Origin of the sequence: Clostridium estertheticum, assembly GCF_018861295.1 — a bacterium.
GTDB classification, from domain to species: Bacteria; Bacillota; Clostridia; order Clostridiales; family Clostridiaceae; genus Clostridium_AD; species Clostridium_AD estertheticum_D.
On record NZ_JAHLDM010000027.1, the window covers coordinates 40,354 to 65,161 of the forward strand.

27 protein-coding genes are annotated in these 24,808 nt (G+C 28.6%); 8 read left to right on the forward strand and 19 right to left on the reverse strand.

Annotated elements, in window-relative coordinates; all coding sequences use genetic code 11:
- Window positions 1-120: 120 nt before the first annotated feature.
- The 9 genes from KPL54_RS20785 to KPL54_RS20825 form a co-directional block, all read right to left on the reverse strand.
- Complete coding sequence (locus KPL54_RS20785) at window positions 121-285, reverse strand: hypothetical protein (protein WP_216108448.1); 165 nt, start codon at window positions 283-285, stop codon at window positions 121-123.
- A gap of 42 nt (window positions 286-327) precedes the next feature.
- Window positions 328-732, reverse strand: coding sequence for a hypothetical protein (locus tag KPL54_RS20790; protein WP_216108449.1), 405 nt, complete (start codon window positions 730-732; stop codon window positions 328-330).
- Window positions 733-899: 167 nt separating this feature from the next.
- A complete protein-coding gene (locus KPL54_RS20795; RefSeq protein ID WP_216108450.1) occupies window positions 900-1,103 on the reverse strand; it encodes a hypothetical protein in 204 nt (67 codons plus the stop codon).
- A 54-nt stretch (window positions 1,104-1,157) separates the two neighbouring features.
- Window positions 1,158-1,682 carry a nitroreductase family protein gene (locus KPL54_RS20800; protein WP_216108451.1) on the reverse strand — a complete coding sequence of 175 codons (525 nt, stop codon included), beginning with the start codon at window positions 1,680-1,682 and terminating at the stop codon, window positions 1,158-1,160.
- A gap of 923 nt (window positions 1,683-2,605) precedes the next feature.
- Window positions 2,606-3,001: a hypothetical protein gene (locus KPL54_RS20805; protein ID WP_216108452.1), complete on the reverse strand. Its 396-nt coding sequence runs from the start codon at window positions 2,999-3,001 to the stop codon at window positions 2,606-2,608.
- Between the two features lie 462 nt (window positions 3,002-3,463).
- The gene (locus tag KPL54_RS20810) at window positions 3,464-4,357 is read right to left on the reverse strand and encodes a hypothetical protein (protein WP_216108453.1); all 894 of its coding nucleotides are present in this window, start codon (window positions 4,355-4,357) and stop codon (window positions 3,464-3,466) included.
- Window positions 4,358-4,916: 559 nt separating this feature from the next.
- A complete protein-coding gene (locus KPL54_RS20815; RefSeq protein WP_216108454.1) occupies window positions 4,917-5,060 on the reverse strand; it encodes a hypothetical protein in 144 nt (47 codons plus the stop codon).
- A gap of 13 nt (window positions 5,061-5,073) precedes the next feature.
- Window positions 5,074-7,074 carry an ABC transporter permease gene (locus tag KPL54_RS20820; protein WP_216108455.1) on the reverse strand — a complete coding sequence of 667 codons (2,001 nt, stop codon included), beginning with the start codon at window positions 7,072-7,074 and terminating at the stop codon, window positions 5,074-5,076.
- Window positions 7,064-7,831 carry an ABC transporter ATP-binding protein gene (locus KPL54_RS20825; RefSeq protein ID WP_216108456.1) on the reverse strand — a complete coding sequence of 256 codons (768 nt, stop codon included), beginning with the start codon at window positions 7,829-7,831 and terminating at the stop codon, window positions 7,064-7,066. Before KPL54_RS20825 ends, KPL54_RS20820 begins: the two co-directional genes overlap by 11 nt.
- A gap of 282 nt (window positions 7,832-8,113) precedes the next feature.
- Here KPL54_RS20825 and KPL54_RS20830 point away from each other — a divergent pair, with 282 nt between their 5' ends.
- Window positions 8,114-8,776, forward strand: a complete 663-nt coding sequence (locus KPL54_RS20830; RefSeq protein ID WP_216108457.1) for a response regulator transcription factor — start codon at window positions 8,114-8,116, stop codon at window positions 8,774-8,776.
- Window positions 8,773-9,780, forward strand: a complete 1,008-nt coding sequence (locus KPL54_RS20835) for a sensor histidine kinase (RefSeq protein ID WP_216108458.1) — start codon at window positions 8,773-8,775, stop codon at window positions 9,778-9,780. The genes KPL54_RS20830 and KPL54_RS20835 overlap by 4 nt, the downstream gene beginning before the upstream one ends.
- Before the next feature lie 197 nt (window positions 9,781-9,977).
- On the opposite strand, the gene KPL54_RS20840 is transcribed toward KPL54_RS20835, so the two are convergent.
- Together KPL54_RS20840 and KPL54_RS20845 are read right to left on the reverse strand one after the other, a co-directional pair.
- Entirely contained in the window at window positions 9,978-11,489 is a 1,512-nt protein-coding gene (locus KPL54_RS20840) for a sensor histidine kinase (protein ID WP_216108459.1), read from the reverse strand.
- Entirely contained in the window at window positions 11,479-12,165 is a 687-nt protein-coding gene (locus KPL54_RS20845; RefSeq protein WP_290444458.1) for a response regulator transcription factor, read from the reverse strand. Before KPL54_RS20845 ends, KPL54_RS20840 begins: the two co-directional genes overlap by 11 nt.
- A gap of 374 nt (window positions 12,166-12,539) precedes the next feature.
- Here KPL54_RS20845 and KPL54_RS20850 point away from each other — a divergent pair, with 374 nt between their 5' ends.
- Complete coding sequence (locus KPL54_RS20850; protein ID WP_171297056.1) at window positions 12,540-12,752, forward strand: helix-turn-helix domain-containing protein; 213 nt, start codon at window positions 12,540-12,542, stop codon at window positions 12,750-12,752.
- Window positions 12,753-12,920: 168 nt separating this feature from the next.
- Here KPL54_RS20850 and KPL54_RS20855 read toward each other — a convergent pair whose 3' ends face one another.
- On the reverse strand, window positions 12,921-13,259 hold the full coding sequence (locus KPL54_RS20855; protein WP_216108460.1) for an arsenate reductase family protein: 339 nt from the start codon (window positions 13,257-13,259) through the stop codon (window positions 12,921-12,923).
- 94 nt (window positions 13,260-13,353) lie between these two features.
- Window positions 13,354-14,721, reverse strand: a complete 1,368-nt coding sequence (locus tag KPL54_RS20860; RefSeq protein ID WP_216108461.1) for a hypothetical protein — start codon at window positions 14,719-14,721, stop codon at window positions 13,354-13,356.
- Window positions 14,722-14,976: 255 nt separating this feature from the next.
- Here KPL54_RS20860 and KPL54_RS20865 point away from each other — a divergent pair, with 255 nt between their 5' ends.
- Entirely contained in the window at window positions 14,977-15,255 is a 279-nt protein-coding gene (locus KPL54_RS20865; protein ID WP_216108462.1) for a hypothetical protein, read from the forward strand.
- An 82-nt stretch (window positions 15,256-15,337) separates the two neighbouring features.
- Here the strand turns inward: KPL54_RS20865 and KPL54_RS20870 are convergent, their stop codons facing one another.
- The 3 genes from KPL54_RS20870 to KPL54_RS20880 all read right to left on the reverse strand — a co-directional run bounded on the left by KPL54_RS20870 (window position 15,338) and on the right by KPL54_RS20880 (window position 18,923).
- Window positions 15,338-16,828 (reverse strand): YncE family protein, encoded by a 1,491-nt coding sequence (locus tag KPL54_RS20870; protein WP_216108463.1) that lies wholly within the window; start codon window positions 16,826-16,828, stop codon window positions 15,338-15,340.
- 113 nt (window positions 16,829-16,941) lie between these two features.
- Window positions 16,942-17,208, reverse strand: a complete 267-nt coding sequence (locus tag KPL54_RS20875; protein ID WP_171297061.1) for a putative Se/S carrier-like protein — start codon at window positions 17,206-17,208, stop codon at window positions 16,942-16,944.
- A gap of 170 nt (window positions 17,209-17,378) precedes the next feature.
- Window positions 17,379-18,923 (reverse strand): hypothetical protein, encoded by a 1,545-nt coding sequence (locus KPL54_RS20880; RefSeq protein WP_216108464.1) that lies wholly within the window; start codon window positions 18,921-18,923, stop codon window positions 17,379-17,381.
- Between the two features lie 214 nt (window positions 18,924-19,137).
- On the opposite strand from KPL54_RS20880, the gene KPL54_RS20885 reads away from it, so the two are divergent.
- From KPL54_RS20885 to KPL54_RS20895, 3 genes are all read left to right on the forward strand, one after another.
- Window positions 19,138-19,896 carry a hypothetical protein gene (locus KPL54_RS20885; protein ID WP_216108465.1) on the forward strand — a complete coding sequence of 253 codons (759 nt, stop codon included), beginning with the start codon at window positions 19,138-19,140 and terminating at the stop codon, window positions 19,894-19,896.
- A 319-nt stretch (window positions 19,897-20,215) separates the two neighbouring features.
- Window positions 20,216-20,980: a hypothetical protein gene (locus KPL54_RS20890; protein WP_216108466.1), complete on the forward strand. Its 765-nt coding sequence runs from the start codon at window positions 20,216-20,218 to the stop codon at window positions 20,978-20,980.
- Between the two features lie 153 nt (window positions 20,981-21,133).
- Window positions 21,134-21,706 carry a DUF4489 domain-containing protein gene (locus KPL54_RS20895; RefSeq protein WP_216108467.1) on the forward strand — a complete coding sequence of 191 codons (573 nt, stop codon included), beginning with the start codon at window positions 21,134-21,136 and terminating at the stop codon, window positions 21,704-21,706.
- A 27-nt stretch (window positions 21,707-21,733) separates the two neighbouring features.
- Here the strand turns inward: KPL54_RS20895 and KPL54_RS20900 are convergent, their stop codons facing one another.
- From KPL54_RS20900 to KPL54_RS20910, 3 genes are all read right to left on the reverse strand, one after another.
- A complete protein-coding gene (locus tag KPL54_RS20900) occupies window positions 21,734-22,882 on the reverse strand; it encodes an aminotransferase class V-fold PLP-dependent enzyme (RefSeq protein ID WP_216108468.1) in 1,149 nt (382 codons plus the stop codon).
- A gap of 303 nt (window positions 22,883-23,185) precedes the next feature.
- Window positions 23,186-23,344 (reverse strand): hypothetical protein, encoded by a 159-nt coding sequence (locus KPL54_RS20905; protein ID WP_216108469.1) that lies wholly within the window; start codon window positions 23,342-23,344, stop codon window positions 23,186-23,188.
- A 236-nt stretch (window positions 23,345-23,580) separates the two neighbouring features.
- Window positions 23,581-24,210, reverse strand: a complete 630-nt coding sequence (locus tag KPL54_RS20910) for a hypothetical protein (RefSeq protein ID WP_216108470.1) — start codon at window positions 24,208-24,210, stop codon at window positions 23,581-23,583.
- Window positions 24,211-24,432: 222 nt separating this feature from the next.
- On the opposite strand from KPL54_RS20910, the gene KPL54_RS20915 reads away from it, so the two are divergent.
- Window positions 24,433-24,648, forward strand: a complete 216-nt coding sequence (locus KPL54_RS20915) for a YwbE family protein (protein WP_216108471.1) — start codon at window positions 24,433-24,435, stop codon at window positions 24,646-24,648.
- Window positions 24,649-24,808: the final 160 nt, after the last annotated feature.

A 24,808-nucleotide genomic window follows, 5' to 3' on the forward strand; every position in this document is an offset into this window, starting at 1 on the left:
TACTCTATTGGCGTTGCATTCCAGCATTTAATGTAACTAAATCCTTTCTTACTTTATAAGAATATAGCTTTATTATTAACTTCTCCCACTCCTATAGTAATACATTGTTAAGCAAATGAATTACTTATTATTTAGTTTGTCCACATTTTTTCTCAACTCTTTATAAGCTTCCATACGAGCTTCTATATTTTTTTCAGCTTTTAAAATATTACCCATACCATCATTATACGTTTTAAGAATGCTTAAAATCACTTCATCAATATTAAAGTTGATTCCATGAACCATAACATTCCTATATTGTCTCAGCCTATTAATTGTTTCTATATCCTAAGAGTTAATAATTTGATTGTAGCTAAGTATTTTAAGTGCATCTATAATTCTAGGCTTCGTTTTTCGAGTAGGTCTACTCACATAAATTTTATCTAGTTTTTGAGCAAAATCAATTATTGTTGACTCAAGTTCGTTATAGTTCTTCATAAATTCAAATAACATTGCATTAGACATTTGAGTATCATCTTTTTTAACATTTTTGTGCGACTTATGCTCCTCAATAAGGCCTTTAATACTTTTTTCTATTTGACTTAATTTATTAGGATCTAGAAGTTTTATACTAAACTGCACTATAGAAGTAACAGCAGTAACAACAAGAGCCATTGTTATAGTTAATGTTAGATTAATTGGAAATTGTTCATTAAAAACAACTCTAAAGAATGAAAGACTAAAAATACACATTAGTATGGCTAAAATTGTTATTGCTCCAATCGTTGTGATATCACGATGATAAATTTTCTTTAACGATTCAATGTGATCATAATAAGTCTCATCTTCTAAGACAATATCTTTGAGCTTTGATTCGAAGAATGTAAAGCCTGCTAATGTTAATCCATATAACCCAGCAATTACTTGAGCGCTTGTTGAATATATATATATAGAATCTGATTTTCATCTAAATTAATAGATGGGCCTTTTAGTGACAAGTACACAACTGATATAGTTGACAATACTATTAGAATTATTATATATAAATTTTTTCTTTCATATGTAGTGCTAAATACTGCCTTACTCATTGCTTTACTCATTTGGATTTCAATCATTAATGACATCTAGTTCACCCTCAATCTATTTCAGGATTATTGTTTTGTATAACCAGATTATCTTTAAACCCAGCTTACAATACTTTCAGAGATATCCCTTCTCTTAGAATTTAATTCCTTTCCACTTGAATATCCAACAGATATAACAGCCATTAACTGCAAGTCATCTGAGACCTCTAATAATTCTCTTACTTTACCTTCATTTTTTAATATTTCACCAATCCAGCAAGTTCCTAAACCAAGTTCATGTGCAGTAAGTAGCATGTTTTGTATCGCAGCTCCAATTGATTGAGCATGTTTCAAGTAAATGCTTGGTATTTTATCGTCTAAAGATTTACTATCTAGAAATACTGCTATTAAACATGGTGCATTTTCCACCCAATTATGGTATACAGTAAGTGCGGATAATTTTTTTATTAATTCTTTGTTATTCATTACTATAGAGAACTTCCATGGTTGTATGTTGTTACCAGACGGAGCCCACTTAGCTGCATTTAATAATAACATAATCACGTCTTTACTCACTTCTTGTGAAGTATATGTTCTAATACTTCTACGCTTGAATATACATTGCATTGCTGTATTCATTTTAACACTCCTTTAGATAAAAAAGTAAAACTCCAGGATTACCCCTACCATTTAAACTCTTCTTAACTCATTGACCTGTATTTATTTAATACTCAAATAAATTATTATCAACCTAATTTAACTTTATATATTACTCATTTATTGTAACTGCCTCTAAAGGTTTTCACTTAAGTACAGTATAAACAACAAATTAACAATAGTGACTTATATTTATTATGTATAAAGCATCTTCATTCAAACCCATCACTATATCAAGATATTAATTAAGTAACATCCTCAATAATTTCAGTTATATCCTCTATTGATAACGCTGCTTCATCAACAAAGCATCTAAGTATTTCTACATTAGTTTTATATTCATTTATCGTTATTTTCATAATATTGCATCCTTAGTTAGTTCACAACATTTATAAAACCAGGTAAAAAATAAAACTCCAAGATTACCCCAAGTCTCTTAACTAGTCTTTAGCTATATAAATAATATCACTGCCGTTCTTGCAAAATTGAAATAGGATTCTACAACCTTAATTACTTCGTATATTGTAATACTAAAATTAACTCGATATTTAGATAAATAATAAGTTTAGGTCTGTACTTTCTTTATATGTAATTAGCTATGTCTAAATAAAACAACATAATTTAAGACCTATATACCTTTTAAAACTCTATTACCCCATAAACTTAAAATATAAAGATACAACTGCACTCAGTTTATATACTAAATATGAACCTAACCTTTAGTTGTTTACAGGCCTTTTACCACTTAAAAACCGAACCATTACATTTCAGATTTGATAATCTTACATAGTTACAACAATAAATTTAGATTAACGTACCTAATCCCTACAAATACTTACCTAAAATTTTTTGGGTACTGAATTTGTAGAGTTTTTACTGCTATCATTTGACATACATAAAATGATTTACCCAAATAATCCAATTTGTTTTTCTTCTTTTAAATATTCTTCCAATTTACTTTCCTTTATCAAATTATCAAGCATGTTAACTATTTTATAATTGATTAGCACATAATAAGTATCATCATTTGTTGTTGTTTTTAATACCTTTACATATCCATTAGGCTGAACTATGTGTATATTAGTCCCCCAAGACTCAAATATTCTACTAACTTCAGATATACACCTTGCTTTCTTCTCAATAAACTGCTCTAACTCGGTATCCAAAATTAACTCATCCTCAAATTCTACAAATCTTAACTGTTTATGTGTATTATGTTTAACCCATTTGCTTTTATAACAACTTGAATATCCCCTTGGTTGTCCTCTACCCCGCCATGTTTTAATAAACCTTGTTTCCATCTTTCACTTGCTATTTCGGTTACATAGGTACTATTAAAATTATATTTTCCATATTTTGACTCGTAAGATTATGTAAATAATCATTACCTCATCCTTTTTTACAAATTTGAAATACCCTCTTTATTTTTTCCCTATACTTATCAGTGTGCTTTCATCGAATCAGTTTCATAAATCACATTGTAACCCTTCAGCTTAAGGGCTACATCAATCTTTAATAATTTTGCATAATTAGTATTAATCAATAGAAAATTAGACTCAAAATCCAGTGATAACAATACAGGTCCAATTTGATTTTCACCTCAACAATCCCCAAATTAGTTATAATAATTTATCAAGGCTATTTTAGATTCATTATAAAAAATTTTAAAATCATGTATGTTTAAATCATTTCTTGTCTTTTCCAACCAATATTTATTTACATAGTTTTTTTCATAATTACCTGTTCCACCAATAATACTACTTTTATTTAATACTAATCTGCTCAGTTCGAGCATTATTTATTTCTGAAACCATATTTCTAAATTTCTCCGCAGCTTCCTCTTTTTCTTTTAATAATTTATTAATTCTATCATTAAAAGTTTCTTGTAGTTCCTGTATCTTTAATTGTTGCTGTTCTTTTAATTTTAAAAGCTCTTTGTCCATTTGAAAGATGCCTCTTTCCTTTTGAATGTCAATATCCTGTTTGGCTTTCATTTCTATTTCATCTATCTTATTCTTGCTAATTTCCTTTAATTCATTTACCTGGTTTACTAATCTACTAGTTTCCTCATTTTTATTTGATAAATCCTGCTTGAATTGTATATTATCATTTGTTAGTTTAACAAGTTCTGTTTTTAAGACTAAGATTTCATCTTTATATTTAATATATTTTTCATTGGTTTCACTTAGTTTTAATATTTTTTCACCTTGCATGTTATTTAGTGTTTTCAAGCTCTTAGCACTTTCCTGTAATTCCTTAATTATATGTTTATTATCTACTTGATCTTTTTCAAATAAGCTAAGTTTCTTATTGTCTTCTTTTTTCTGTTCTTTTAATGAAATGATGTCTTCATTTAATTTTTGTGTTTCTTTATCTTTATCTATTAACTCATTTTTATGGACATTTTTAACCCCTAAGTTTTTAATGTTATTTCTTTCTACTATATTTATATATATATCGGATATCCTATTTGTTATTGTTTGTAATTCATTTATATCTGATGACATATTACTGTCTTCTTCTCTAGCTCTATTCAATTCATAGTATTTAACTACTTGCTCCATAAATTCCTTATTGTTTATTCCCTCACTTTGAGCCAATTCATTAAACTTTTGTTTTACCTCATCACTTATTCTTACGCTTAATATTGCATCCATCTTATTCTTCCTCTCTTAAAGCAGTATTTTATAGAATTAATTCGATCTTTTTTACAATTAAATCCATTTATAATTGAAACATTGCTACTGCCTATTAAAATATCATTATATTTATAATATCATGTAAAATACTTATCTGGGTTCATTTATTATTATTTTTTTTGTAAATTTATTGCTAAATAGTTATCGACATTTATAAATGTTATTTTGTATACTTATGTATACCATTATTTTTAAAGGCTTTATACATGTAAACATAATGTTTACATTACAAGTATACCATAAAACAAGAAAAATCATATAGAAAATGGGTGAAAAAGCGTAATTTAAAGTAAAAGAAAAACCATTCAATATAACTTTTATTATATTGAATGGTTTATTTTTATTTTTATGATGAAAAACCATAATTATTGGTAATCATTTGATAGAATAAACCGATGAGGAAATAAGAATAGTTGGTGTGGTGATTAATAAAAATCATACTCAAAAAGAGGAAGCGAGGTATACTCTATTAATAAATAGCCCTCACCTTACCTTAAGATGAGAGCTATAAATAAATTTATTTGTTTTTCTTACGTTTAATGATTCTCACAACAATAACTATAGCAATGATGACTACGATTCCTTCAAGGGTTGGCGACCACCACTCAATAGTTTTAATAATTCCTTTAGATACCCCTAAATTTAATAATAAGTTTTCCATATTATACACTCCTTTATTTTATCGTTTGTTCAATAATGATTTGTTTTGCACTTTCGTAAGTTGCAATGAAGTACACGATATACAAGACTATAATAATTGCAAAACTTACCCCCATATTTAGTCCAATAGACATTTGAAAGAATGACTCGACTTCATTTAGTACTGCTCTAGTAATAAACATAGACAAGACCATTGCCATAATGAGTGGCACAATGAAGTAAAATCCAATCTGTAGAAACAATGTGTTACAAATCATTTTCCCATCTGCACCCATATTGGATAAGGTGTGATATCGTTCTTTGTTATCTTGAGTTTCAGTTAATTGTTGCAGTGCAAGTACTGCCAAACAAATTATAATAAGCACAAGACCAATATAACTACATATAAATGCAACAACCCCAAATATTCCAAAATAGGAATCCTGTTGAACATCTTTTGTCATATAGATAATGCTTTTATTCACTATTGAATCACTCCATGCTTTATTCATCTGTCTATACAATAGGTCTTTGTTCGTATTTACTTTATAAAGACCGTTTAATAAATAAGCATCTGGTATTAACTTTGAAGCAATTTCATCAGGTACAATAATTGTTCCCTTATCATTTGCGCCTATAGGTACAAATGCTATAATTGTCTTATTAAGAGGTTCTGACCTTTGTAGTGTTAATTCTTGACCAGCAACCTTAATCTTCTTATGTTGCTTTAAAAAATGATCTACATAAGACAATGTGTTCTTGTACGTTGCATTTATAAGATATTGATTTTTAGATAAACTAATTGGTTTCTCATTTTGAAGCACCATCTGTTTATTAAAGTCTGTCTCTGACATAAAGGGAACTGTAGATTTTGGCAAGTCTTTATCCACATTAGCTAATTTCACAACTTGCCCTGCAAATATATCTCCATAGGTATAATCAGAAACATAAAAAACGCTTTCAGAATAATCCTTCAAATTCTCTTGTAAATGGACTCCATCTTTTTGGGACTTTTCTAGTGGCGTTACTTTATCCTTGATCCCAGGTAATACAATGGTAACATCATAAGGAATAGATTTATTCATCAGATTGTTCATTTTACCAATAATACTAAACCCTGAGCTAAGGACTACAAGCGAGCACAAAAGCAATCCGCTAATAACTGTGATAACAAGATAATTTGTCTGAAGTTTACTACCAATTTGCCTAAATAAGAAGGCATTTAATCCATGAAAGTAGATACGTTTATTTTTTTGAACAAACGAAATCATTACACTTGAAGCGGTATAATAAAACAATAGAATACCAACCCCTATAAGTACCATAACTTTAGGTAGTGTTTCTTTGCTAAGTCCAGTACTTAAAAGTATATATATACCTAAAATAATACAAAGTGCTGATGTAGCAAATAATAAAAATGAAATTCCTTTGTTATGAGCTCTTAATTCTTGATTCTTTCTGCTTGCTGTCAATAAATCAATTAACTTTACTTTAAAAATCGAATGCGTGTTAACTATCATAACAACCCCAAAAATAATAGCAAAATTAACAATTGTCTCTTTTACAGCAGTAACAGATAGAACCAACGAGAATGAAGACACATCTGTTGCAAATACCTTCAATGTCAATAATGAAAGTCCTTGAGATAATAATATACCTATACCTAATCCAACTATTAAAGAAAATAGACCAACCAAAACAATTTCGCCTACGAAAATTGATGAAATACGCCACTTGTCCATGCCAAGGGTCATATACATTCCCAGTTCTTTCTTTCTTCTTTTCATAATAAATTGATTTGCATATACTACAACAAAAGCAAGAATAACAGCAATAAATTTTGATAGAATCCCTATATATTGATTCATGGTATCAGTCATTTGTTTCATTGTAGAAGATAATCTGCTTAATCCTGGCTGAGAGGATATTGAATTAAATGCATAAAATAAACTAACCGCGAGTGCCAATGTTAAAAAGTAGACCACATAGTCTTTAATACTCCTACGCACATTTTTAAAAATAAGCTTAAAAAACATTATCAGTCTCACCTCCTAAAACAGAAACAACTTCCATTATGCTATTAAAGAAGGTTTTTCGGTCGTGACCGCCTTTGTATATCTCATTGAATATTTCCCCATCCTTAATAAAAACAATTCTTTTACAAAAGCTTGCATTATAAGCATCATGAGTTACCATCAATATTGTGGCTTCTTGATTACGATTTAAATCTTCTAAGCTTTTTAATAGCATTTTTGCAGATTTGCTATCAAGCGCCCCTGTTGGTTCATCCGCCAAAAGTAAAGATGGATGAGATACAATAGCACGAGCTGCTGCCACTCTTTGTTGCTGTCCTCCAGACATTTCATAAGGATACTTATTAAGTACTTTCTCTATATTTAAAGCCAAAGCTACATCATCTATTTCTTGTTTCATTCTACTTACTTGGCAATGATTAATGGACAATGCTAATGATATATTCTCATATGCTGTCAATGTGTCCAATAAATTATAATCTTGAAACATAAATCCTAATTTCTCGCGACGAAATTTGGAAAGCTTACTTCCACTTAAAAGAGTGATATCTTCTTCATCTACATATACATGCCCAGATGTAACAGTGTCAATGGTAGAGATACAATTAAGTAATGTACTTTTCCCACTTCCACTTGAACCCATGATTCCCAAAAATTCACCTTTATTAACTTCAAAAGAAATACCATTTAATGCATGTGTAACTTTTCCTTTATTTCCATATACTTTTTCAATATCTTTAACTTTTAGTATCGTATTCATCTTTATCACTCCTTGTTTATCTCTTACACTACTTTATCATTATTCTATTTTTTCAACTATCGATTTACCTTACCGTAGCATTACCATTTTGTAAGGTTTCAGCAACCTAGGTGATGATTCATTGCACCCAAGTGATTTAGTTACCAGAGATTCCTTGCCATTTTTACTAATTTTATGTACAATATACCATGTAAATCATTATGATTATATCACGTACAAAGTACTGTAATTCAATATTTGCGGCATTATTAATTATATCTATACCAAAGAGGGGACCGTAAAATGAAGATTTTTATCATTGAAGATGATCCAACAATTTCTAGAGAACTAAAGAATTTTCTATCTAAATATGGTTATGAGTGTTTTGATAGCAAAGATTTTGAGAATATTATTGAAATTGTATTACAATCAAAATCTAATTTAATACTATTGGATTTAAATTTACCTTTTCAGGATGGATTCCAAGTATGTCGTGAAATACGCAAACAATCTCATGTTCCTATCATCGTTGTCACCAGCAGAAACACCCCCATGGACGAATTGCTAAGCTTAAACATTGGAGCTGATGATTTCATTACGAAACCTTACAATCTTCAAATATTACTAGCTCATATTCAGTCTGTGTTAAAAAGAACCATCGATAATCCTGAGAGTATCTTACTTAGCCATAAAGACCTAACCGTAGATGTTTTAAAAAGCAAAATGAGCTATGATGGCACGGAAATAGACTTATCAAAAAATGAGTTAGGTATAATTCGATTACTCATACTGAATAAAGGAAATATAATTTCAAGGGATGATCTTATGAATGAGCTATGGCAAAACGGGGATTATGTTGATGAGAACACCTTAAATGTCAATATTGCGAGGCTTAGACGAAAACTTAAGTCTTTTGGCTTAATCGATTATTTAATTACAAAACGCGGTCAAGGGTATCAGATATGAGTATCATAAATTATCTTAAAGAAAAATCAATTCAAATTATTCTTGTACTTTTATCCTATGTTATTAGTACTGGCATACTATACCTGTTTAATGTTAAAAGTGATATTATTATTTTTACTTGGGGCATATTGCTTTTTTGTTATATTTCTGGATTATGCTTTGATTATTACAGAATGAAGCATTTTTACGGTGAACTGCTTTTAATTTTTAAGAATCTTGATGAAAAGACATATATCACTGATATTGTTGACGCACCACATTTTTTTAGTGGCCAAGTTTTTTATCAGATTTTGAAAGATTCAACAAAGGTCATGAATGATAATATCGCAAGCTTTAAAATATCACAGCGAAACTATCATGATTATATTGAATTATGGGTGCATGAAATCAAAACACCTATCACGGCAATCAATTTGATTATAGCAAATAACAAATCACCTATATCGCATCAAATACAATCTGAAATTGATCGAGTTGAAGGTTATGTTGAGCAAACACTTTACTATGCCAGAAGTAATACACTTTATAAAGATTATCAGATAGAGACGACTTGTCTCTCATCAATAGTCAATAAAACAATAAAAAGCTGCTCAATGAATATTATAGGTTGCAGCGGTAAAATTCAAATGAAAGATTTAGAATCAGATGTAACAACTGACCCTAAATGGATTATATTTATTTTGAAACAACTCATTGATAACGCAATCAAGTATAGAAGTGATAACTTAATAATTTCATTTTATACTAAACAATTAGCAGCAGGAACCATTCTCTATGTTCATGATAATGGCATAGGCATTCCTAAGGGGGATATTCCTCGCGTTTTTGATAGGGGATTCACAGGACAACATGGCAGGTCATATATGAAATCCACGGGAATGGGACTTTATCTATGTAAAATACTATGCGAAAAATTAGGATTAGATATAAGCGTTCAGTTTTCTGAACCTTCTGGAACTACAATAATGATTTTCTTTCCTAATAAGCTGAAAATATTTGAGTAATATTAAACATTTTCTGAAAATAAGCATATAAAACAGTTTTAAAATCCTATTTCGAATCTTTCTGTAAACTATTCTAAAAAGGGTATGTAAAATAATTTGATTTAGCATTTTACATACCCTTTTATATTGCTTATTATATTTTTAATTCAGTACCAACTTTAGAATTATTCACTTGTAAGACAATAATAGTTACCATATCACAAGCGTTTTGTTAAAATAAAATAGAATTTAACTCCCACTTCTGTGTTCGAGACTCCACAACTACCACCATGAAGTAATATTATATTTTTAACTATTGAAAGCCCTAGCCCAGTACCTCCAAGTTTTCTAGTCCTTGATTTATCTATTTTATAGAAAGTATCCCATATTTTATCCGATTCAGCTTCATCAATTTTACTTCCGCTATTTTCAACTTCTACGCAGATACTATCTTCTCTATCAAGCATTGTTACGGCTATGGAACCACCATTATTAACATGTCTTATTGCATTAGTCATATAGTTCGTTAGGACTTGTTCTATTCTGTTCCAATCAGCAGTTACTTTTATATTTTGAACTAAATTTACACTAAGTTTAATGTCTTTTTCATTAAGCATGGATGAAAATTTCTTAGCAAGCGGTTTTACTAATTCATCGATATAAAAATCTTCTTGAACCAAATTAAAATTTCCTGACTCTAGTTGAGATAGATTTAGCATATCAGATACTAAGTTGTTCATTTTCCTTGATTCATCCATTATTACATCTATAAAATATTGTTTTTCCTCGCCTTCTAAAATATCATCATTTAATGCTTGAGTATATCCTTCTATAAGTGTTATAGGTGTTTTAAGTTCATGAGAGACCGCTGCCACAAAGTCTTTCCTCATTTCTGTTAATTTCTTTTCTTTTTCAATATCTTTTTCTAACTTTGAATTAGCATCTTTAAGTGATGTTAATGATTCATTTAAATTTTCTGAAAGAAGGTTAAGTGAAGTTGCTAAAGCTCCAATTTCATCATTACTTTTTACTACACATTTTTCTGAGAAGTCAAGTTTTGCCATTTTACCTGCTGTTTTAGTTATTTTTATTAATGGTTTTGCAATCATATTTGAATAGATTAAAGAAAGAAATAAAATTATTACTATGGCTCCTATATAAAAATAGTAGTAAAATTCTTTAATAACTTGGACTGCTTCATTTACCGGTTGTAATGAAGTATATACGTATATAAATTCATCTTTTTTTTCATCATAGGAAATACCAGCTACACTATAAGAAATGGTGGTTGCGCTTACTTCCAGATCTAGGTTGTTATCGGTAAGGAAGATCAAAGGTTTTTTATCTTTTTTGAATTTAGCAACTCCACCTGCAGTTTCTATTTGAGTTGACATTAGTTGATCCATAATTCTTGCTTTTATAGAGTCCTTTCTTGCGTCAACCGTTTTTGTAAGATATTTCAAATTACCTGCTTTATCTCTTATAATTATCTTATAACTACTCTTATCTTCAAAAGTACTAATTAAGCTAGTCTCCTCATCATTTGTTTTAAGTAAACTATATTTATCTTTAAATTTAACGAGGTCATGCGACAAAGTATCGCTTTTCCATTTTATATAAAATTGCCCGAAAAATGCAGATTGAACTATTAAATTAGTAGTTATAAAAACTACAAAAACTATAGAAGTTATAGTGAAAAGTTTTCTTGTAATGCTCCTTTTACTTTTCATTTCTCACCTCGAATTTGTATCCAGTACCTCTTACTGTTGCTATAAGGTAAGATTTTTCACCTAACTTTTCTCTTAATCTTTTTATAACTGTATCAACTGTCCTTAGTTCTCCAAAATAGTCAATACCCCATAAAGCATCTAATATTTTTTCCCTACTTAATACAATTCTTTTATTAAGTATAAAATAATTTAATAGTTCAAATTCTTTAGGCGATAGGTTGATTTCGACATTGTCTACTGTAACCTCATGGCTTAGATTATCAACTACAAGCCCATCAAAGTTATCTTCTTCTTTTACAACACTCTCAGTGCTATAAGTTCGTCTTATGATTGCTTTAACTTTAGCTACTAGTAGTTTAGGAACAAAAGGTTTTGTAATATAATGATCTGTGCCTAATTCAAAGCCTAATAATTCATCGTCTTCCTCGGATTTAGCAGTAAGCATTATAACTGGAATGTTAGAAGTCTTTCTTATTTCCTTACATACATCCCAGCCATCCATGATTGGCATCATTACATCTAGAATAACCAAATCTACTGTATTTTTATTAAAAATATTTATAGCTTCTCTGCCATTTTCAGCCTGCAGAATATTATATTGTTCTTTCCTTAAGTAAATGGATACAAGATTTCTAATTCTTTCTTCATCATCAACTATTAAAATAGTTTCCATCATATAAAATTCTCCTTAATTACAAATTTAATATAAACAAAATTGGTGGTATTTACAATACCAACAATAATCATACCTTATTTTCTTTTTAATGCTATTATTTTTAACCCTAATTATATAATAAAGATATATTATGGCACACGAATGGCGAATATGTTAACAAAATGTGAACGAACTTTATAACTGCTAAATAAACTCTGTGTTAATGAACTACACTATAACTAGTAACTTTTTATAATTCGCTTCTAATCTTAATAAAAAAACCATAATAATAACATAGCTATTTCTTTTATTCATAGTATACTTAACTTGTACAACTTAGTATAATAAAGATATCAGCTTATATGTATTATATATCTATATAGGGAGGTTTTTATATGCTTAATGGAGCTAAAATTAGAGAATTAAGACTTAATAAATCTTTAACAAGCAAAGATATATCAACTTTATCTAAGAATTTGAGTGTACATGTATCACAGACTTATTTAGAAGAACTAGAACGAGGGAGCAAAAAAAATCCATCTTTTAATATAATTGAAACAATAGCAACTATTCTATGTGTTAATATAGACGAACTTAGAAGGATTTAAGTTACTTTAAGAGGTGGATTAACTCTAATAGTTAATCCACCTTAACTTTTAATTTGCTTTAATACAATCCCATTCTCTAAAGAAGTGATCTAAATATGTTATCACGAATTTATGTCTTTCTTCTGCCATCGTTTTGCCTGCTTTAGTGTTCATTAAATCTTTGTAATATTATTCCCAGGTTGTCCATATTTCTGGTACATAACCAACAGTAGCATCTTTCCCATTACGAACTATAGGAGTTTTAAAAAGTTGAGGGTTTTTCAATAAAATTTCTTCTTTAAGCTCCTCTCCCCTAATTTGGTTTAAATTTGATTTTTTATAGTCTTTTGCATTTGTGTTAATTAAATTATTTAAACCTACAGATCTTTTTACGCTTTGTAGTTCACCTTTACTAAGTCCTTTAATATTTATATCAATAAATTGATATTTTATATTTCTTTCCTTGAAATATCGTTCAGTTTTTTTTGTATCAAAACATTTTTTTGTTCCGAAAAATTGAATATTCATTTATGTAAACTCTCCTTAAGTGTATTAGTATATCTATCATGCTACCATTAATTAAAGCATAGGTCACTATTAATTAAAATATTAGCACTAATAATTATAAAATTAATAGTGCTAATATTACTGTAGCAACTATTCCACAAGTTACAGGAATAATGTTCTTCCTTGCAACGTCAAAAGGTTCAACCTTACATATTCCAGCCGCGGCAACCACGCTCCAAGGAATTATAGTTCCTCCACCTATCCAAATGGTAATTATTTGACCAAATGCCGCAACCTGTTCTTTGTCTATATTAATTGTGGTTGAAAAGGTATTAGCTAAAGTTCCAACTAACGGAAGACCCGCGAATCCTGAACCGCTAAGACCAAGAAGAGTGCTTACTGCTGTTTGTATACCTATCACAGAGTACTTAGATAATGGTATCTTGTTTGCAGCATATACCCCTATATCGCTTAGAATACCAGTAGCTCCGTTACCTAATATATTAACGGCAGTACTTTCGCTTCCTAGAAAGAAGAAAGCACCGATAATTATAATTGGCGCGAAAACTTTTATACCAAAAGCAAAACCACTCTTAATATATTTAGTAACTTCTCCGAGTGATGTTATAAAATTAGTATTAATTATAGAGCAAATTATCATTATTATTGATGCTGTTCCCCCTATTAGGGCTGTCGATTCAGATCCTATGAAGTTGAATTTTTTTATAGAAAATATATCTATTATAAATACAAGAGGAGTAGCTATTGCCATTATTTTTGTACCTATTAAGTTATTTCGTGTCGATTTATTAGGTCCAATTATAGCCTCATCTTTAATGTCTGTGGATTTGTCTCTTCTCATGAGTATAAATGCTATAGTAATAGTGACTATACTCATTACGCCCCAAAATGGCAGACATTTTCTAATTATTCCTAATGCATTAGGCAAGTTTGCAGTTTTCGCAGTTATTGATGGTGCTGCTTGAAGAACAAAATCGCTTGATAATGCTACACCATTACCGAATAGACATAAAACTACCGCTGCCCATACTGGTGGCAATCCAGATTGTATTGCTGCTGGTACCATTAGAGCTCCTATAAAAACTATGGCTGGTGTTGGCCAAATAAACCAGGAAGTCAAAGTTACAGTAATACCTAGAACAAAGAATGATATAGTTTTGTTTATCATTAATTTTCTTATAGGTTTTATAATTAGTTCATCTGCACCCAAATCATTTAATGCACTAGACATTGCATTAACTAGCGCAATAACTACAACTATTTCAATAAATTCTTTTCCGGATACCACTATAGCCTTATATATAATTTGAACAGCGCTTAGGATACTTCCTGTAAATATATAACCAATTACTCCAATTCCTAAAATACATGGAAGTATTACATCTTTCTTCATAGAAATTATAATAGTAATTATTAGAATGATAATGATATATGCATAATGTATTACACCTAAATTTACCATGTATTTTTAAACCTCCTATGTCTTATACTTAAACCTAATATATAAATTATATTTAGAAGATATATTAAATTCAGTATGTGCAATATTTCACAAAAATAATCAACTTATACTGTTTCATAAAATATGAAAAACAAATAAGATATGCTTAATATATAACATGACTTTATTTAATAATTATGATAAACTTAGGACTATCAAAAAATATTAGGCTATAAAATATATATTTTGATAAAAAAGACAAGTAAGGAGGCCGAGATGTTAAAGATTTGGGGCAAATTAATAAAGGATAATAGAATTATAAGAGATGAAGTTACCATATCGGAAATAGACGATAGTTACCAAGAAAATCTAAAAATATGTATAACAGACTTATGTTACAAATTTGATGTTTCAACACCTTATTGGCTGAAACCCAATGTCACTGAATATAATAAAAGACGTAAAACAAGTTTTGATGAAAATAATTTTATAGAGGAAATTTATTTTGATAAATTTGTAATAGAAGAATTAAAACCAAGCGAAAAAGAGCAATAGAAACTTAATAATTAAGTTCTATTGCTACCTACTCGCTTTTCTTTTTATCATAAGAATCTACAAATCTTAAATTTAATAATATTTAAAAAGGAATTATTGTATCATCAGGAAAAATTGAGCCATCAAAAATAGTAAATTCTTCGAAGTTATCAGTTTCTTTTAAATTATTAAGATATATTTCAGCTTCGCCTATTACTTTTAACTCCATTAAACTACTAACGCCAAAGCTAAGTACATTATTCAAAAATTTTGGATTATTTATAAATTTGGTAGTCGTTTTAATATTAAGCTCCAACTCATTTAAATTAAGTTCTTTGGGAATATCCAAAAGAACATCTATAGGTTTTTCAAAAAATCCATTTATGCATTTATTTGTATTATTTTTAAGATAATAAATTATATAGTTAACTCTTGCAATAAATTTAATACTTGAAAATTCAGATGTTGAGGGTATATATCTCCTGCATTCTGAGGATGGCACTATTCCCCCTTGTTCAAATTTTGTATATTTATAAATGTAAGCTGAATTTATTTCTTTAGGTAAATTATAACTTATAATAGGAAAGTTTATATTTTCATTGTATGATGCAAATATTCTTTTTGCTAATATTGTTATTTGTTTACTATCTGAATTTAAATTAGTAATTGCAACTGGTTGATCGTATGTAAAAGGAAGGTTAACTGAAATAATATCATAGGGTTGACTATTAATTGTATTCATGAGAATCGAACTAATCAAACAATTTGATTTTAAATCTATTATATCAATTCCACCATAATCATTGCAACTTCTATTAGTAATTAGTAGTTTAGTATTGTCATCAGTTATAAAAAGCCCCGTTGGTTCAGTCCTTGAGGTAAGAATATACTTATATGATTTATTAGTATCAATATCAATTAATTCTATTCTATTTAGCCCTGAGTTTGATGCATATAAGGTATTTCCTTTTAATATCATTCCATTCATTAAAGACCCTTTTGGAAGAATTAGTTTAGTGATAATGTTTGAATCAATATCTATTTTTAATATATCAATCTTCGTTGAAACATATGCTGTTTTATTGTCATTTGAAATTAAAAGGCATATTGGATTAATACCAACATTTTGAATTGAATTTATAAGTGTATAAGTATCAGTACTATAAATTCTTAACTCTTTTAATAACGTATCTAATACATAGAGTTTAGCGCCTTCTGAGTTAAGCTTTATATCGGTAATTGCTGAAAATCCTCTAATTCGGTTTATTATTTTATCTAAATTCATATCATATATAGTTATTTCGGAGGTGTCTGAAACATATATTTTTTGATTTGTTTTATCTATTAGTAAATTACCATTATTAGAAATAAAGTGTTCCTTTATTTCGCAACTTTTACAATTAACAAAAGAAATTGTATTACTTACATCACATGCAATTCCAATGGTATTATTATCTTTTATTGCTAATTTGAATGGCCTTTTTCCAACTGTTATTTCTTTTAATATTGTATTGCAAAGACCGTCAATTATAGTTAAAGTTCCAGTTTTAACATTTGAAACAAAATAAAATTTTTTTCTTGTAATTGTATCCATTCTAATCACACCCTTTAGCCTTATTAATAGAAAATATGCTTTAACTTCATAAAATATGCACAAACTAAAAAAAGGATTCGGAAAACCCAAATCCAAAATAATACAAACGTAAACTAAATCATTTCGTAGTTATTAAATTTTGGTTTTTTTACAATTTTGTATACCCCTTTGGGTTTTATACTGATTTTTAGAATTTCAGCATTAACAATATCAATATAGATTTCTTTAAATTTAATGGATAGACTGCAACCATAAGATATTTTTATTGGTGTTGATACTAGTTCAACATTGCAAGACTTCTTTAAAAGTCTTTGGTACAGAAGTGTTGTAGTATTGTGACCTGGGTAAACAACTAAATACTCGGTTTCTTCTACTTGCATATTCTTGTACATCCCCCTTGTTGCTAATCAAGTTTATAAATGATTTTATATTAAATAGAATAAGTGGATATTGTATAATATGAAAACATATTACTATTGTGCTAACTAAATTCATCTTACTTATTTAAAGTGAAATATTTTATCTTGAGTTTCTTATATTAAAATGATATTTATTTTTCAGACCTTTTTTTAAAAATTCTATCTACAATACCTATGCTTTTTTCAAAATCTAAATCTTGCCTTAATGATTCCTTTTCACTAGTTAATTGTTGCAATTTATTTTTCAATTCGCTTATAACATTAGATTTAGCTATTTTCTGCTTTTTTAATCCCTCATATTCATTAGCAAGTTGCTGTGATTTATTTGTTAATTCATCTAGTAGTACAGTACTAGATTTTTTTTCAACTTCCATTACCTTTAACTTTTCCATAGAAGTTTTTTGGATTTCAGCTATTATAGAAAGTTTTTCTTCAGCCTTTTTCTTTGCAGTTGTAAGTCTAAAGAAATTATCCTCTGATTCCTCTATAACTCTTAATTTTTGTTGATATTTTATTTGCAAATCTATAAGTTCTTTTTTCAAATCTCTGTTTTCTTTTTTTAAAATCAAAAATTCTTCTTGTAAATTTATTTGGGCTTTTTCAACATAAGAATCTAATGTTACTTTTTTATCTACTTTATTGATTTTTGAAATATCACTAGTATAGTCATTATTTGTGTAGGTTGGTAATACTAACTTTATTTCAAAGGAATTTGTTCCTAGTATATATCTACACTTTATATCATTATTTTTATCGGTTAAAGATAAATATTTGTATATTAAAAATTCATCGCTTGTTTCTGTATAATATTTGAAGGGTTCACTCCATTTGTCTTTAAATGAAGAGACAAAAACATTTTCACCTTCAGACCAAATTGACCAAAGGATGCCCTTAATTTCAACCAGACAAAAGTTAATTGGTTTATAAGAAGTTTCATGTATTTTATAACTTTTCATTTTCCCATCTGCTTCAATTAGTACATGTTCTAACATATATAAAGAGCCTTCTTTAGACAAATTTATTATATTTATATTTTCTAAATGTAACAATGTATAAAAATTAACATCACTACCGATAATGCCATATAATCTCTTTGGAATACTCCATTTATTATTTTTATATTCTGCAAAATTTATTATTTCTTCGACTTTTTCTCCTGTAATAAATATTAAAAATAAATTATCATTTGCTAACCTCTGTACTTCATAATGAAAAAAAATATCCTTTTGAAATGGTATTGTATCTATTGTATCTATTGTATTAAATATACTATCATCCTTATTTATACATAAATGAATTAAAGAACAGTTAATTTTATTTAGGTTGTTTTTTGCAATGAAAAATATATTTATTGATTTATTGATTGTAATAACAGTTAATTCTGACATCTCATAGTCTTTATTTTCAAAAGTATAAATAGTTTTTCCAAGCCAATTATTAACTTCCCATACACAGTACTTAAGCTCTCCTACTTTGACACTGTATACAATACAAATTTTGTTATTTATATCTAAGCTTACCACAAAATCTAAAACCTCATTGTCAATCTTCTTTTCTTTAGTCCATTTATCTTCATTGTACATAATACTATATACTAGTTCTCTATTATCAGTTACATAAAATTTCCATATATGATTTTCATCATCGTATAATAAACATGGACTACATATTATCATATTGCTCATCTCCTTATAGAAATTATATTTTAATACAAAGCAATATATAACCTAATAGTGGATATTAGAAGCCATATATAATTGAATTTATAATGCTTTATTTAATAATTTTAGTAAAAAAAGGATATCAATCACAACTAATAGGCACCTGCATAATATACCCTAAGGTACACGAATTAAAAGTGTATCACTTGACATAAAAGGAGGAGAATTAATGGCTATTACACATGATGATTTTATTCCAAGACCCGGTATCGTTAATAAACAAGGATACCTTCCTGATCCATCTGAATTAGTTTGCATTGAAATTCCAAAAGTTTTTGACCAGTGTCTAATTAAAAGATGTTTAGTTTATGGTTGTGGACCAGATACAGTTGATACAGATGCAGAGTTAAGAAGTAACTCCCTTAATGACCCAAAAACATTTACAGGATGTAGAGATTTCCACCTAAAGCTTATTTCAGTAGAGAAAATTCCATTAAAGAAAAATTCTAGTTATAAAAAAATAATAGTTTGTTTTGTAATTTCATTTTATGCGGATTTTATAGATTGTAAAGGAGAGACAAGCTACGATTTTTATGAAATTAATCGTACAGAAGTAATATCAAAACTATATTGTCCAAATTCAATAGCACAAATATCTACTACTTCTGTGCCTACTGGTAAATCAAGTGATAATGATTCTGAAATTATAAAACTTGAGTTGGTACCAGAATGTCTAGATGGTTTTTTTTGCAAAGACGATTGTGGTGAAAGTTTCTTAGATATAACATTAGGATTTCATCTTATTGTAAAATGTGAGCTAATTGTTCAATTGTTAATTCCTGCATATGGATATTGTCCTATACCTTGTCAATGTGAAGAAGATTGTGAAGAAGATCCTTGTGAAGAATTTGATCGGGCTCCGGTTCCAAAATTTTTCCCGGATCAAAAGCTTAAACCCTTGTTTGATGATGAATGTGAAGAGGATTAGTAAGGAATGTAACAACTTATATTGTAATTAATAGAGCTGTTTTTTTTAAAATGCAACATTTTGGCTATGGTAGTACAAAACCACTAGCTCTTCTTATAATACTACAGTAAATAAAAAGGCCCACTAAAAAGGGCCTTTTATGATGTTAATATTTCAATGTTATATACACAATATATAGTTTTTGAAGATCAAAAAATTTACTTGTAAATTTTTTTTAGAATTAATAAACTTATCAATCACAACTTATGTGTACCTGCATATTATAAAATAGAGAACACGAATTAAGAGTGTATCACTTAACATAAAAGGAGGATAATATATGTCTATTACTCATAATGACTTTATTGCAAGACCTGGTGTAGTTAACAAACAAGGACACCTTCCTGATCCAGCCGAGTTGGTATGTGTTGAAATTCCAAAAGTATTTGACCAATGTTTAATTAAAAGGTGCTTAGTTTATGGGTGCGGACCAGATACCGTAGATACAGATGCAGAATTAAGAAGTGACCCTCTTGACAATCCAAGAGTGTTTACAGGGTGCAGGGATTTTAATTTAAAGCTAATTTCAGTAGAGAAAATTCCATTAAAGAAAAATCCTAGTTATAAGAAAGTAATAGTTTGCTTTGTAATTTCATTTTATGCAGAGTTTATAAATTGTGATGGAGAAACAAAATGTGAGTTTTATGAAATTAATCGTACAGAAGTTATATCAAAACTATATTGTCCAGATTCAATAGCACAAATATCTGCTACAACAGTTTCAACTGGTAAATCCAGTGATCTTGATTCTGATATTATAAAACTTGAATTGGTAGCAGAATGTTTAGATGGAAACTTTTGCAAGAATGACTGTGATGAAAGTGTTTTAGATGTAACAATAGGATTTCATCTTATTGTAAAATGTGAGCTAATTGTTCAACTATTAATTCCTGCATATGGATATTGCCCAGTACCTTGCCAATGTGAAGAGGAGTGTGAAGAAAATCCTTGTGAAAAATTTGAAAGGGCACCAGTTCCAAAATTTTTCCCAGATCAAAAACTTAGGCCTTTGTTTGATGATGAATGTGAAGAAGAGGATGAGTAAGTAAATTCTAGAAAAGTTTAAAATAACTAGAACATTTACAGATCAAATTCATACATTATAGTATAAGAATTCTAATATATCCGCCCCTATAAACAGTACATTTAGAATTCTTTTACTCTATATAACGAATTAAAATTTAGGAGGAATAAATATATGAATTCAATGTCAAAAGGTAATTGGCAAGATGAAAAAAATTGTGGCTGTAAAAAAGAAAAAGAGGATAAAAAAGAAGAAGGAACTAAAGTTTTATTAAAATGTAAGACTGGAATCGCAAAAACAGTAACAGTTAGAGGAGCTGCTACTGTTGCTGCACCAGTGACTACCAACCTTGTAGAGGTTAGCATAAACACAAAACATTTATCTGACCCATGCATTAAGTTTGAATTTGCAACAAATTTACTTGCTGGAACTACTGGATTTGCAGACCCAGAGGCTGTAACTCTTTCCTTCCAACTATTTAAACGCTGCAAAGGTGAAACCGTTCCAACCGCAATTGGGAATCCATGGTTATTTCCTTCTATAGTTGCAGGAGTAACTACTATAATTGGTTTCATAGTTTGCGATTGTGATTGTGATTGTGATTGTGATGATAAAAATGATTGTTGCACGTATTTTATGTCAGCAATTACTTCGACCAACAATACTACTCCGGCAGATTTTGCAACCCTCTTATTTAATAATCCAACACTTTCAGCTTTAGTAGTGGAAAAAAACAAACGTTGCTAACGGTACTATAATATATGAAAAAAGGCCCTATAAAAAGGGCCTTTTTTCATGTATATCTTTTAAAGCTTCAATAAGGTTTTCTATATCTTCTAAATTATTGAAATATCCTGGACTTATTCTAACTGTGCCTCTTTGACTTGTACCAATTATATTGTGTATTAGTGATGCACAGTGAAAGCCTGTTCTAACTGCTATTCCTTTTTTATTAAGCAAATCTCCTACTTCAGATGCATCTACATTTTCTATGTTTAAAGAAACTACCGCTCCTCTGTTTTTATAATCAGTTCCTCCATAAATTTTAATATAAGATAATTTTTTTAATTCATTTACTAAATATTCCACTAACATAATTTCATGGTTCCTTATATTTTCTATTCCAATTTTTTTAATGAACCTTATTCCTTCATACAATCCTGCTATTCCAGGTGTATTTAAGGTTCCACTTTCGAATTTATCAGGTAAAAAGTCAGGTTGCTTCATTGACAATGAATCACTTCCAGTTCCTCCTTGAATAAATGAATCCAGATTGACACCTTCTTTTATATAAAGCCCCCCAGTACCTTGTGGCCCATATAATCCTTTATGACCAGGAAAAGCTAATAAGTCAATATTATCAAGTACTACATCTATTGGTATTACGCCAGCACTCTGAGACGCGTCAACCATAAATATTATTCCTGATTCTTTTGCGATTTGTCCTATTGAACGTATATCTTGGATTGTTCCTAACACATTTGAAGTATGATTTATTATAATTGCTTTGGTCTTTCTACGTATCTTCTTTTTTAGGTTATTAATATTTAAATACCCATTTTCATCAACACCCAAAAGAGTAAATGTTATTCCCTTTTTACTTAGGTAATTTAATGGTCTTAAAACCGAATTATGCTCAATTACTGTACTAATAACATGATCTCCTGGTTTTAGTATTCCTTTTATACCTATATTTAAAGATTCAGTAGCATTACAAGTAAAAACAATGTTTAATAGGTTAGGAATGTTGAAAAGTTCACTTAACTCTTGCCTTGTATCCATAATTTTAGAGGAAGCCTCAATGACCATATCATGAGAGCCTCTACCTGGATTTGCAGCATAATTTTCCATGCACTTTAATACTTCGGAATAGACCCCCACTGGTTTGGGAAAACTTGTGGCAGCATTATCAAGATATATCATAAAACCCTCCTATTTTGTTTATATAATTTTATTGTTTATATAATATAAATATTTTGATATGCTTAATATTATGCTTAATATAATATTAACTTTTCTCTTTTTAATTTGTCACTAGCCTTTAATCATAGTTTGATATTATAATTTACACTAGGAATTTTAATAGAAATACAAAAAAAATAAACCCCCTAAAATAGGAGCTCATTTTTAAATTAATATTAATTAAGTTTGGGTATTACCTTATAAATAATTTATCTGAAACTCCCACCCATAAATGAATGGGGTTCTTGAATACTAAATAACATTTTATTTATCGAATAAACCGCCAGTTTTTTTAGTGCTTCTTGCTGCTTTGCTTTTTTTACCAATTACCTTAGTAGCTCTTGAAAGTCCACTTTGCTCAGAACTTTTCTTTTTCTTTTCCTCAATAATTTTTTTCATCATTTCAATATTATTACTTGACATAAATTCTTCCTCCTTCGGCAGCAAATCAAGAATGGTAGATACTATAGAATTTATGTTCCAATTTATAATTTCCACATTTTCATTATATATATTCAAACTCAACTTGTTGTGTTCTCTACTAATCAGTTTATCTTAGTTCTTAGATAATTTCAATATAATATTATAAAATAACAGAGAATTTGTTCAAAATTACTATTTAATATTATAATATATCTTAGTTTACATGATTATAGAGCCTAATGAGTAATATTATCTAATTTAATAAGTACATTCTTATATCCTAGTTTTATAATTTCATTGTTATATAAATCTTCATACGTAATTATATCGATATCAAATTCTAAAACTCTTAAGAAATTATTTCCATAAATTTTCTTGATGAACATCTCATAATCCTCTTTTATTAAAAAAAAATGTTTTTCATCATAATGATAACCTTTTGTATCATTATATAATTTTTCTATAATTCCATATAATTGATAAATATAACTAATATCTTTCAGATTAAAATCTTTTGCTAAAGCCACAATTGACTGCGCATAATTAAAGTTCATAGGTATAGGATAGATGCTGATCTTATTTTGATCATCAAATTCTTTTAACATTCTTAAGCTTTGAAATAATGTTGTACATATATCTAATTGAATAATTGTTGCATACTCATTGAGTTTTAAAGCTTTATTTTGCTCCGCATATTCTCTATTGGCCTTTTCGATTTTACTCTGGGTCTTAATTGATAGCGCGGTAGAGTTTTTATTTATAAACCAACTAAAAATGCCACCTAAAATGGTACCAATTATTATAGAGGTAGATGATATAATGGGGTTTAAAAGATTATCAGGTATGAATAATAATGATTCTATCATCATAATATCTCCTTTCCAAAAAAATATTTTCTATAATATGGTCTCCATACTAATTTGTTTTATTCTATATTAGTTATTAGAAAATATTTATTTAAATGAAAATTATTTTGACAAAACAAGTGTATATGGAGTATTGTTTTATATAAGCTTATGTAAATAAAGATTTTATCCAAGAACACATATATGCTTTTAAGTAATTTTATTAAAGGAGACTACAAGCCCATGAATACGCAAAATGATAACAGAGGACAAACAAGAAGTAATGTACCAGTTGGTACTACAGTAGATGTTGTATTAAAAAAGGACCAAAGAACAACTAACCTAACTAGAGGTGTAGTTCAAAGAATATTAACAAACTCAGCGGTACATCATAGAGGAATAAAAGTTATGTTAGAAGATGGCCAAGTTGGCAGAGTTCAAGCTATTATTTCAAAGTAGAATTTAATAGTTAAAATCCAATTTATTATTAATAATGAATTGGATTTTTATCTTAATTCAAAATTTTCCTGTCAAGCATTTTTGAAAATGTCCCGATATAAGTGAAACATTAGCACCAACAAATTGTTGGTGCTTTACTTTTTTAAAATCATGATTTTGG

What these genes read in the sequence shown, in the direction of transcription:
- KPL54_RS20785 (WP_216108448.1), bottom strand. Translation starts at nt 285, where the DNA reads ATGGTTCATGGAATCAACTTTAATATTGATGAAGTGATTTTAAGCATT.
- KPL54_RS20835 (WP_216108458.1), top strand. Translation starts at nt 8,773, where the DNA reads ATGAGTATCATAAATTATCTTAAAGAAAAATCAATTCAAATTATTCTT.
- KPL54_RS20830 (WP_216108457.1), top strand. Translation starts at nt 8,114, where the DNA reads ATGAAGATTTTTATCATTGAAGATGATCCAACAATTTCTAGAGAACTA.
- KPL54_RS20890 (WP_216108466.1), top strand. Translation starts at nt 20,216, where the DNA reads ATGTCTATTACTCATAATGACTTTATTGCAAGACCTGGTGTAGTTAAC.
- KPL54_RS20875 (WP_171297061.1), bottom strand. Translation starts at nt 17,208, where the DNA reads ATGCAAGTAGAAGAAACCGAGTATTTAGTTGTTTACCCAGGTCACAAT.
- KPL54_RS20895 (WP_216108467.1), top strand. Translation starts at nt 21,134, where the DNA reads ATGAATTCAATGTCAAAAGGTAATTGGCAAGATGAAAAAAATTGTGGC.
- KPL54_RS20795 (WP_216108450.1), bottom strand. Translation starts at nt 1,103, where the DNA reads ATGTCATTAATGATTGAAATCCAAATGAGTAAAGCAATGAGTAAGGCA.
- KPL54_RS20870 (WP_216108463.1), bottom strand. Translation starts at nt 16,828, where the DNA reads ATGGATACAATTACAAGAAAAAAATTTTATTTTGTTTCAAATGTTAAA.
- KPL54_RS20910 (WP_216108470.1), bottom strand. Translation starts at nt 24,210, where the DNA reads ATGATAGAATCATTATTATTCATACCTGATAATCTTTTAAACCCCATT.
- KPL54_RS20855 (WP_216108460.1), bottom strand. Translation starts at nt 13,259, where the DNA reads ATGAATATTCAATTTTTCGGAACAAAAAAATGTTTTGATACAAAAAAA.
- KPL54_RS20860 (WP_216108461.1), bottom strand. Translation starts at nt 14,721, where the DNA reads ATGGTAAATTTAGGTGTAATACATTATGCATATATCATTATCATTCTA.
- KPL54_RS20790 (WP_216108449.1), bottom strand. Translation starts at nt 732, where the DNA reads ATGTGTATTTTTAGTCTTTCATTCTTTAGAGTTGTTTTTAATGAACAA.
- KPL54_RS20825 (WP_216108456.1), bottom strand. Translation starts at nt 7,831, where the DNA reads ATGAATACGATACTAAAAGTTAAAGATATTGAAAAAGTATATGGAAAT.
- KPL54_RS20800 (WP_216108451.1), bottom strand. Translation starts at nt 1,682, where the DNA reads ATGAATACAGCAATGCAATGTATATTCAAGCGTAGAAGTATTAGAACA.
- KPL54_RS20900 (WP_216108468.1), bottom strand. Translation starts at nt 22,882, where the DNA reads ATGATATATCTTGATAATGCTGCCACAAGTTTTCCCAAACCAGTGGGG.
- KPL54_RS20865 (WP_216108462.1), top strand. Translation starts at nt 14,977, where the DNA reads ATGTTAAAGATTTGGGGCAAATTAATAAAGGATAATAGAATTATAAGA.
- KPL54_RS20885 (WP_216108465.1), top strand. Translation starts at nt 19,138, where the DNA reads ATGGCTATTACACATGATGATTTTATTCCAAGACCCGGTATCGTTAAT.
- KPL54_RS20810 (WP_216108453.1), bottom strand. Translation starts at nt 4,357, where the DNA reads ATGGATGCAATATTAAGCGTAAGAATAAGTGATGAGGTAAAACAAAAG.
- KPL54_RS20880 (WP_216108464.1), bottom strand. Translation starts at nt 18,923, where the DNA reads ATGATAATATGTAGTCCATGTTTATTATACGATGATGAAAATCATATA.
- KPL54_RS20915 (WP_216108471.1), top strand. Translation starts at nt 24,433, where the DNA reads ATGAATACGCAAAATGATAACAGAGGACAAACAAGAAGTAATGTACCA.
- KPL54_RS20840 (WP_216108459.1), bottom strand. Translation starts at nt 11,489, where the DNA reads ATGAAAAGTAAAAGGAGCATTACAAGAAAACTTTTCACTATAACTTCT.
- KPL54_RS20905 (WP_216108469.1), bottom strand. Translation starts at nt 23,344, where the DNA reads ATGTCAAGTAATAATATTGAAATGATGAAAAAAATTATTGAGGAAAAG.
- KPL54_RS20820 (WP_216108455.1), bottom strand. Translation starts at nt 7,074, where the DNA reads ATGTTTTTTAAGCTTATTTTTAAAAATGTGCGTAGGAGTATTAAAGAC.
- KPL54_RS20805 (WP_216108452.1), bottom strand. Translation starts at nt 3,001, where the DNA reads ATGGAAACAAGGTTTATTAAAACATGGCGGGGTAGAGGACAACCAAGG.
- KPL54_RS20815 (WP_216108454.1), bottom strand. Translation starts at nt 5,060, where the DNA reads ATGGAAAACTTATTATTAAATTTAGGGGTATCTAAAGGAATTATTAAA.
- KPL54_RS20850 (WP_171297056.1), top strand. Translation starts at nt 12,540, where the DNA reads ATGCTTAATGGAGCTAAAATTAGAGAATTAAGACTTAATAAATCTTTA.
- KPL54_RS20845 (WP_290444458.1), bottom strand. Translation starts at nt 12,165, where the DNA reads ATGATGGAAACTATTTTAATAGTTGATGATGAAGAAAGAATTAGAAAT.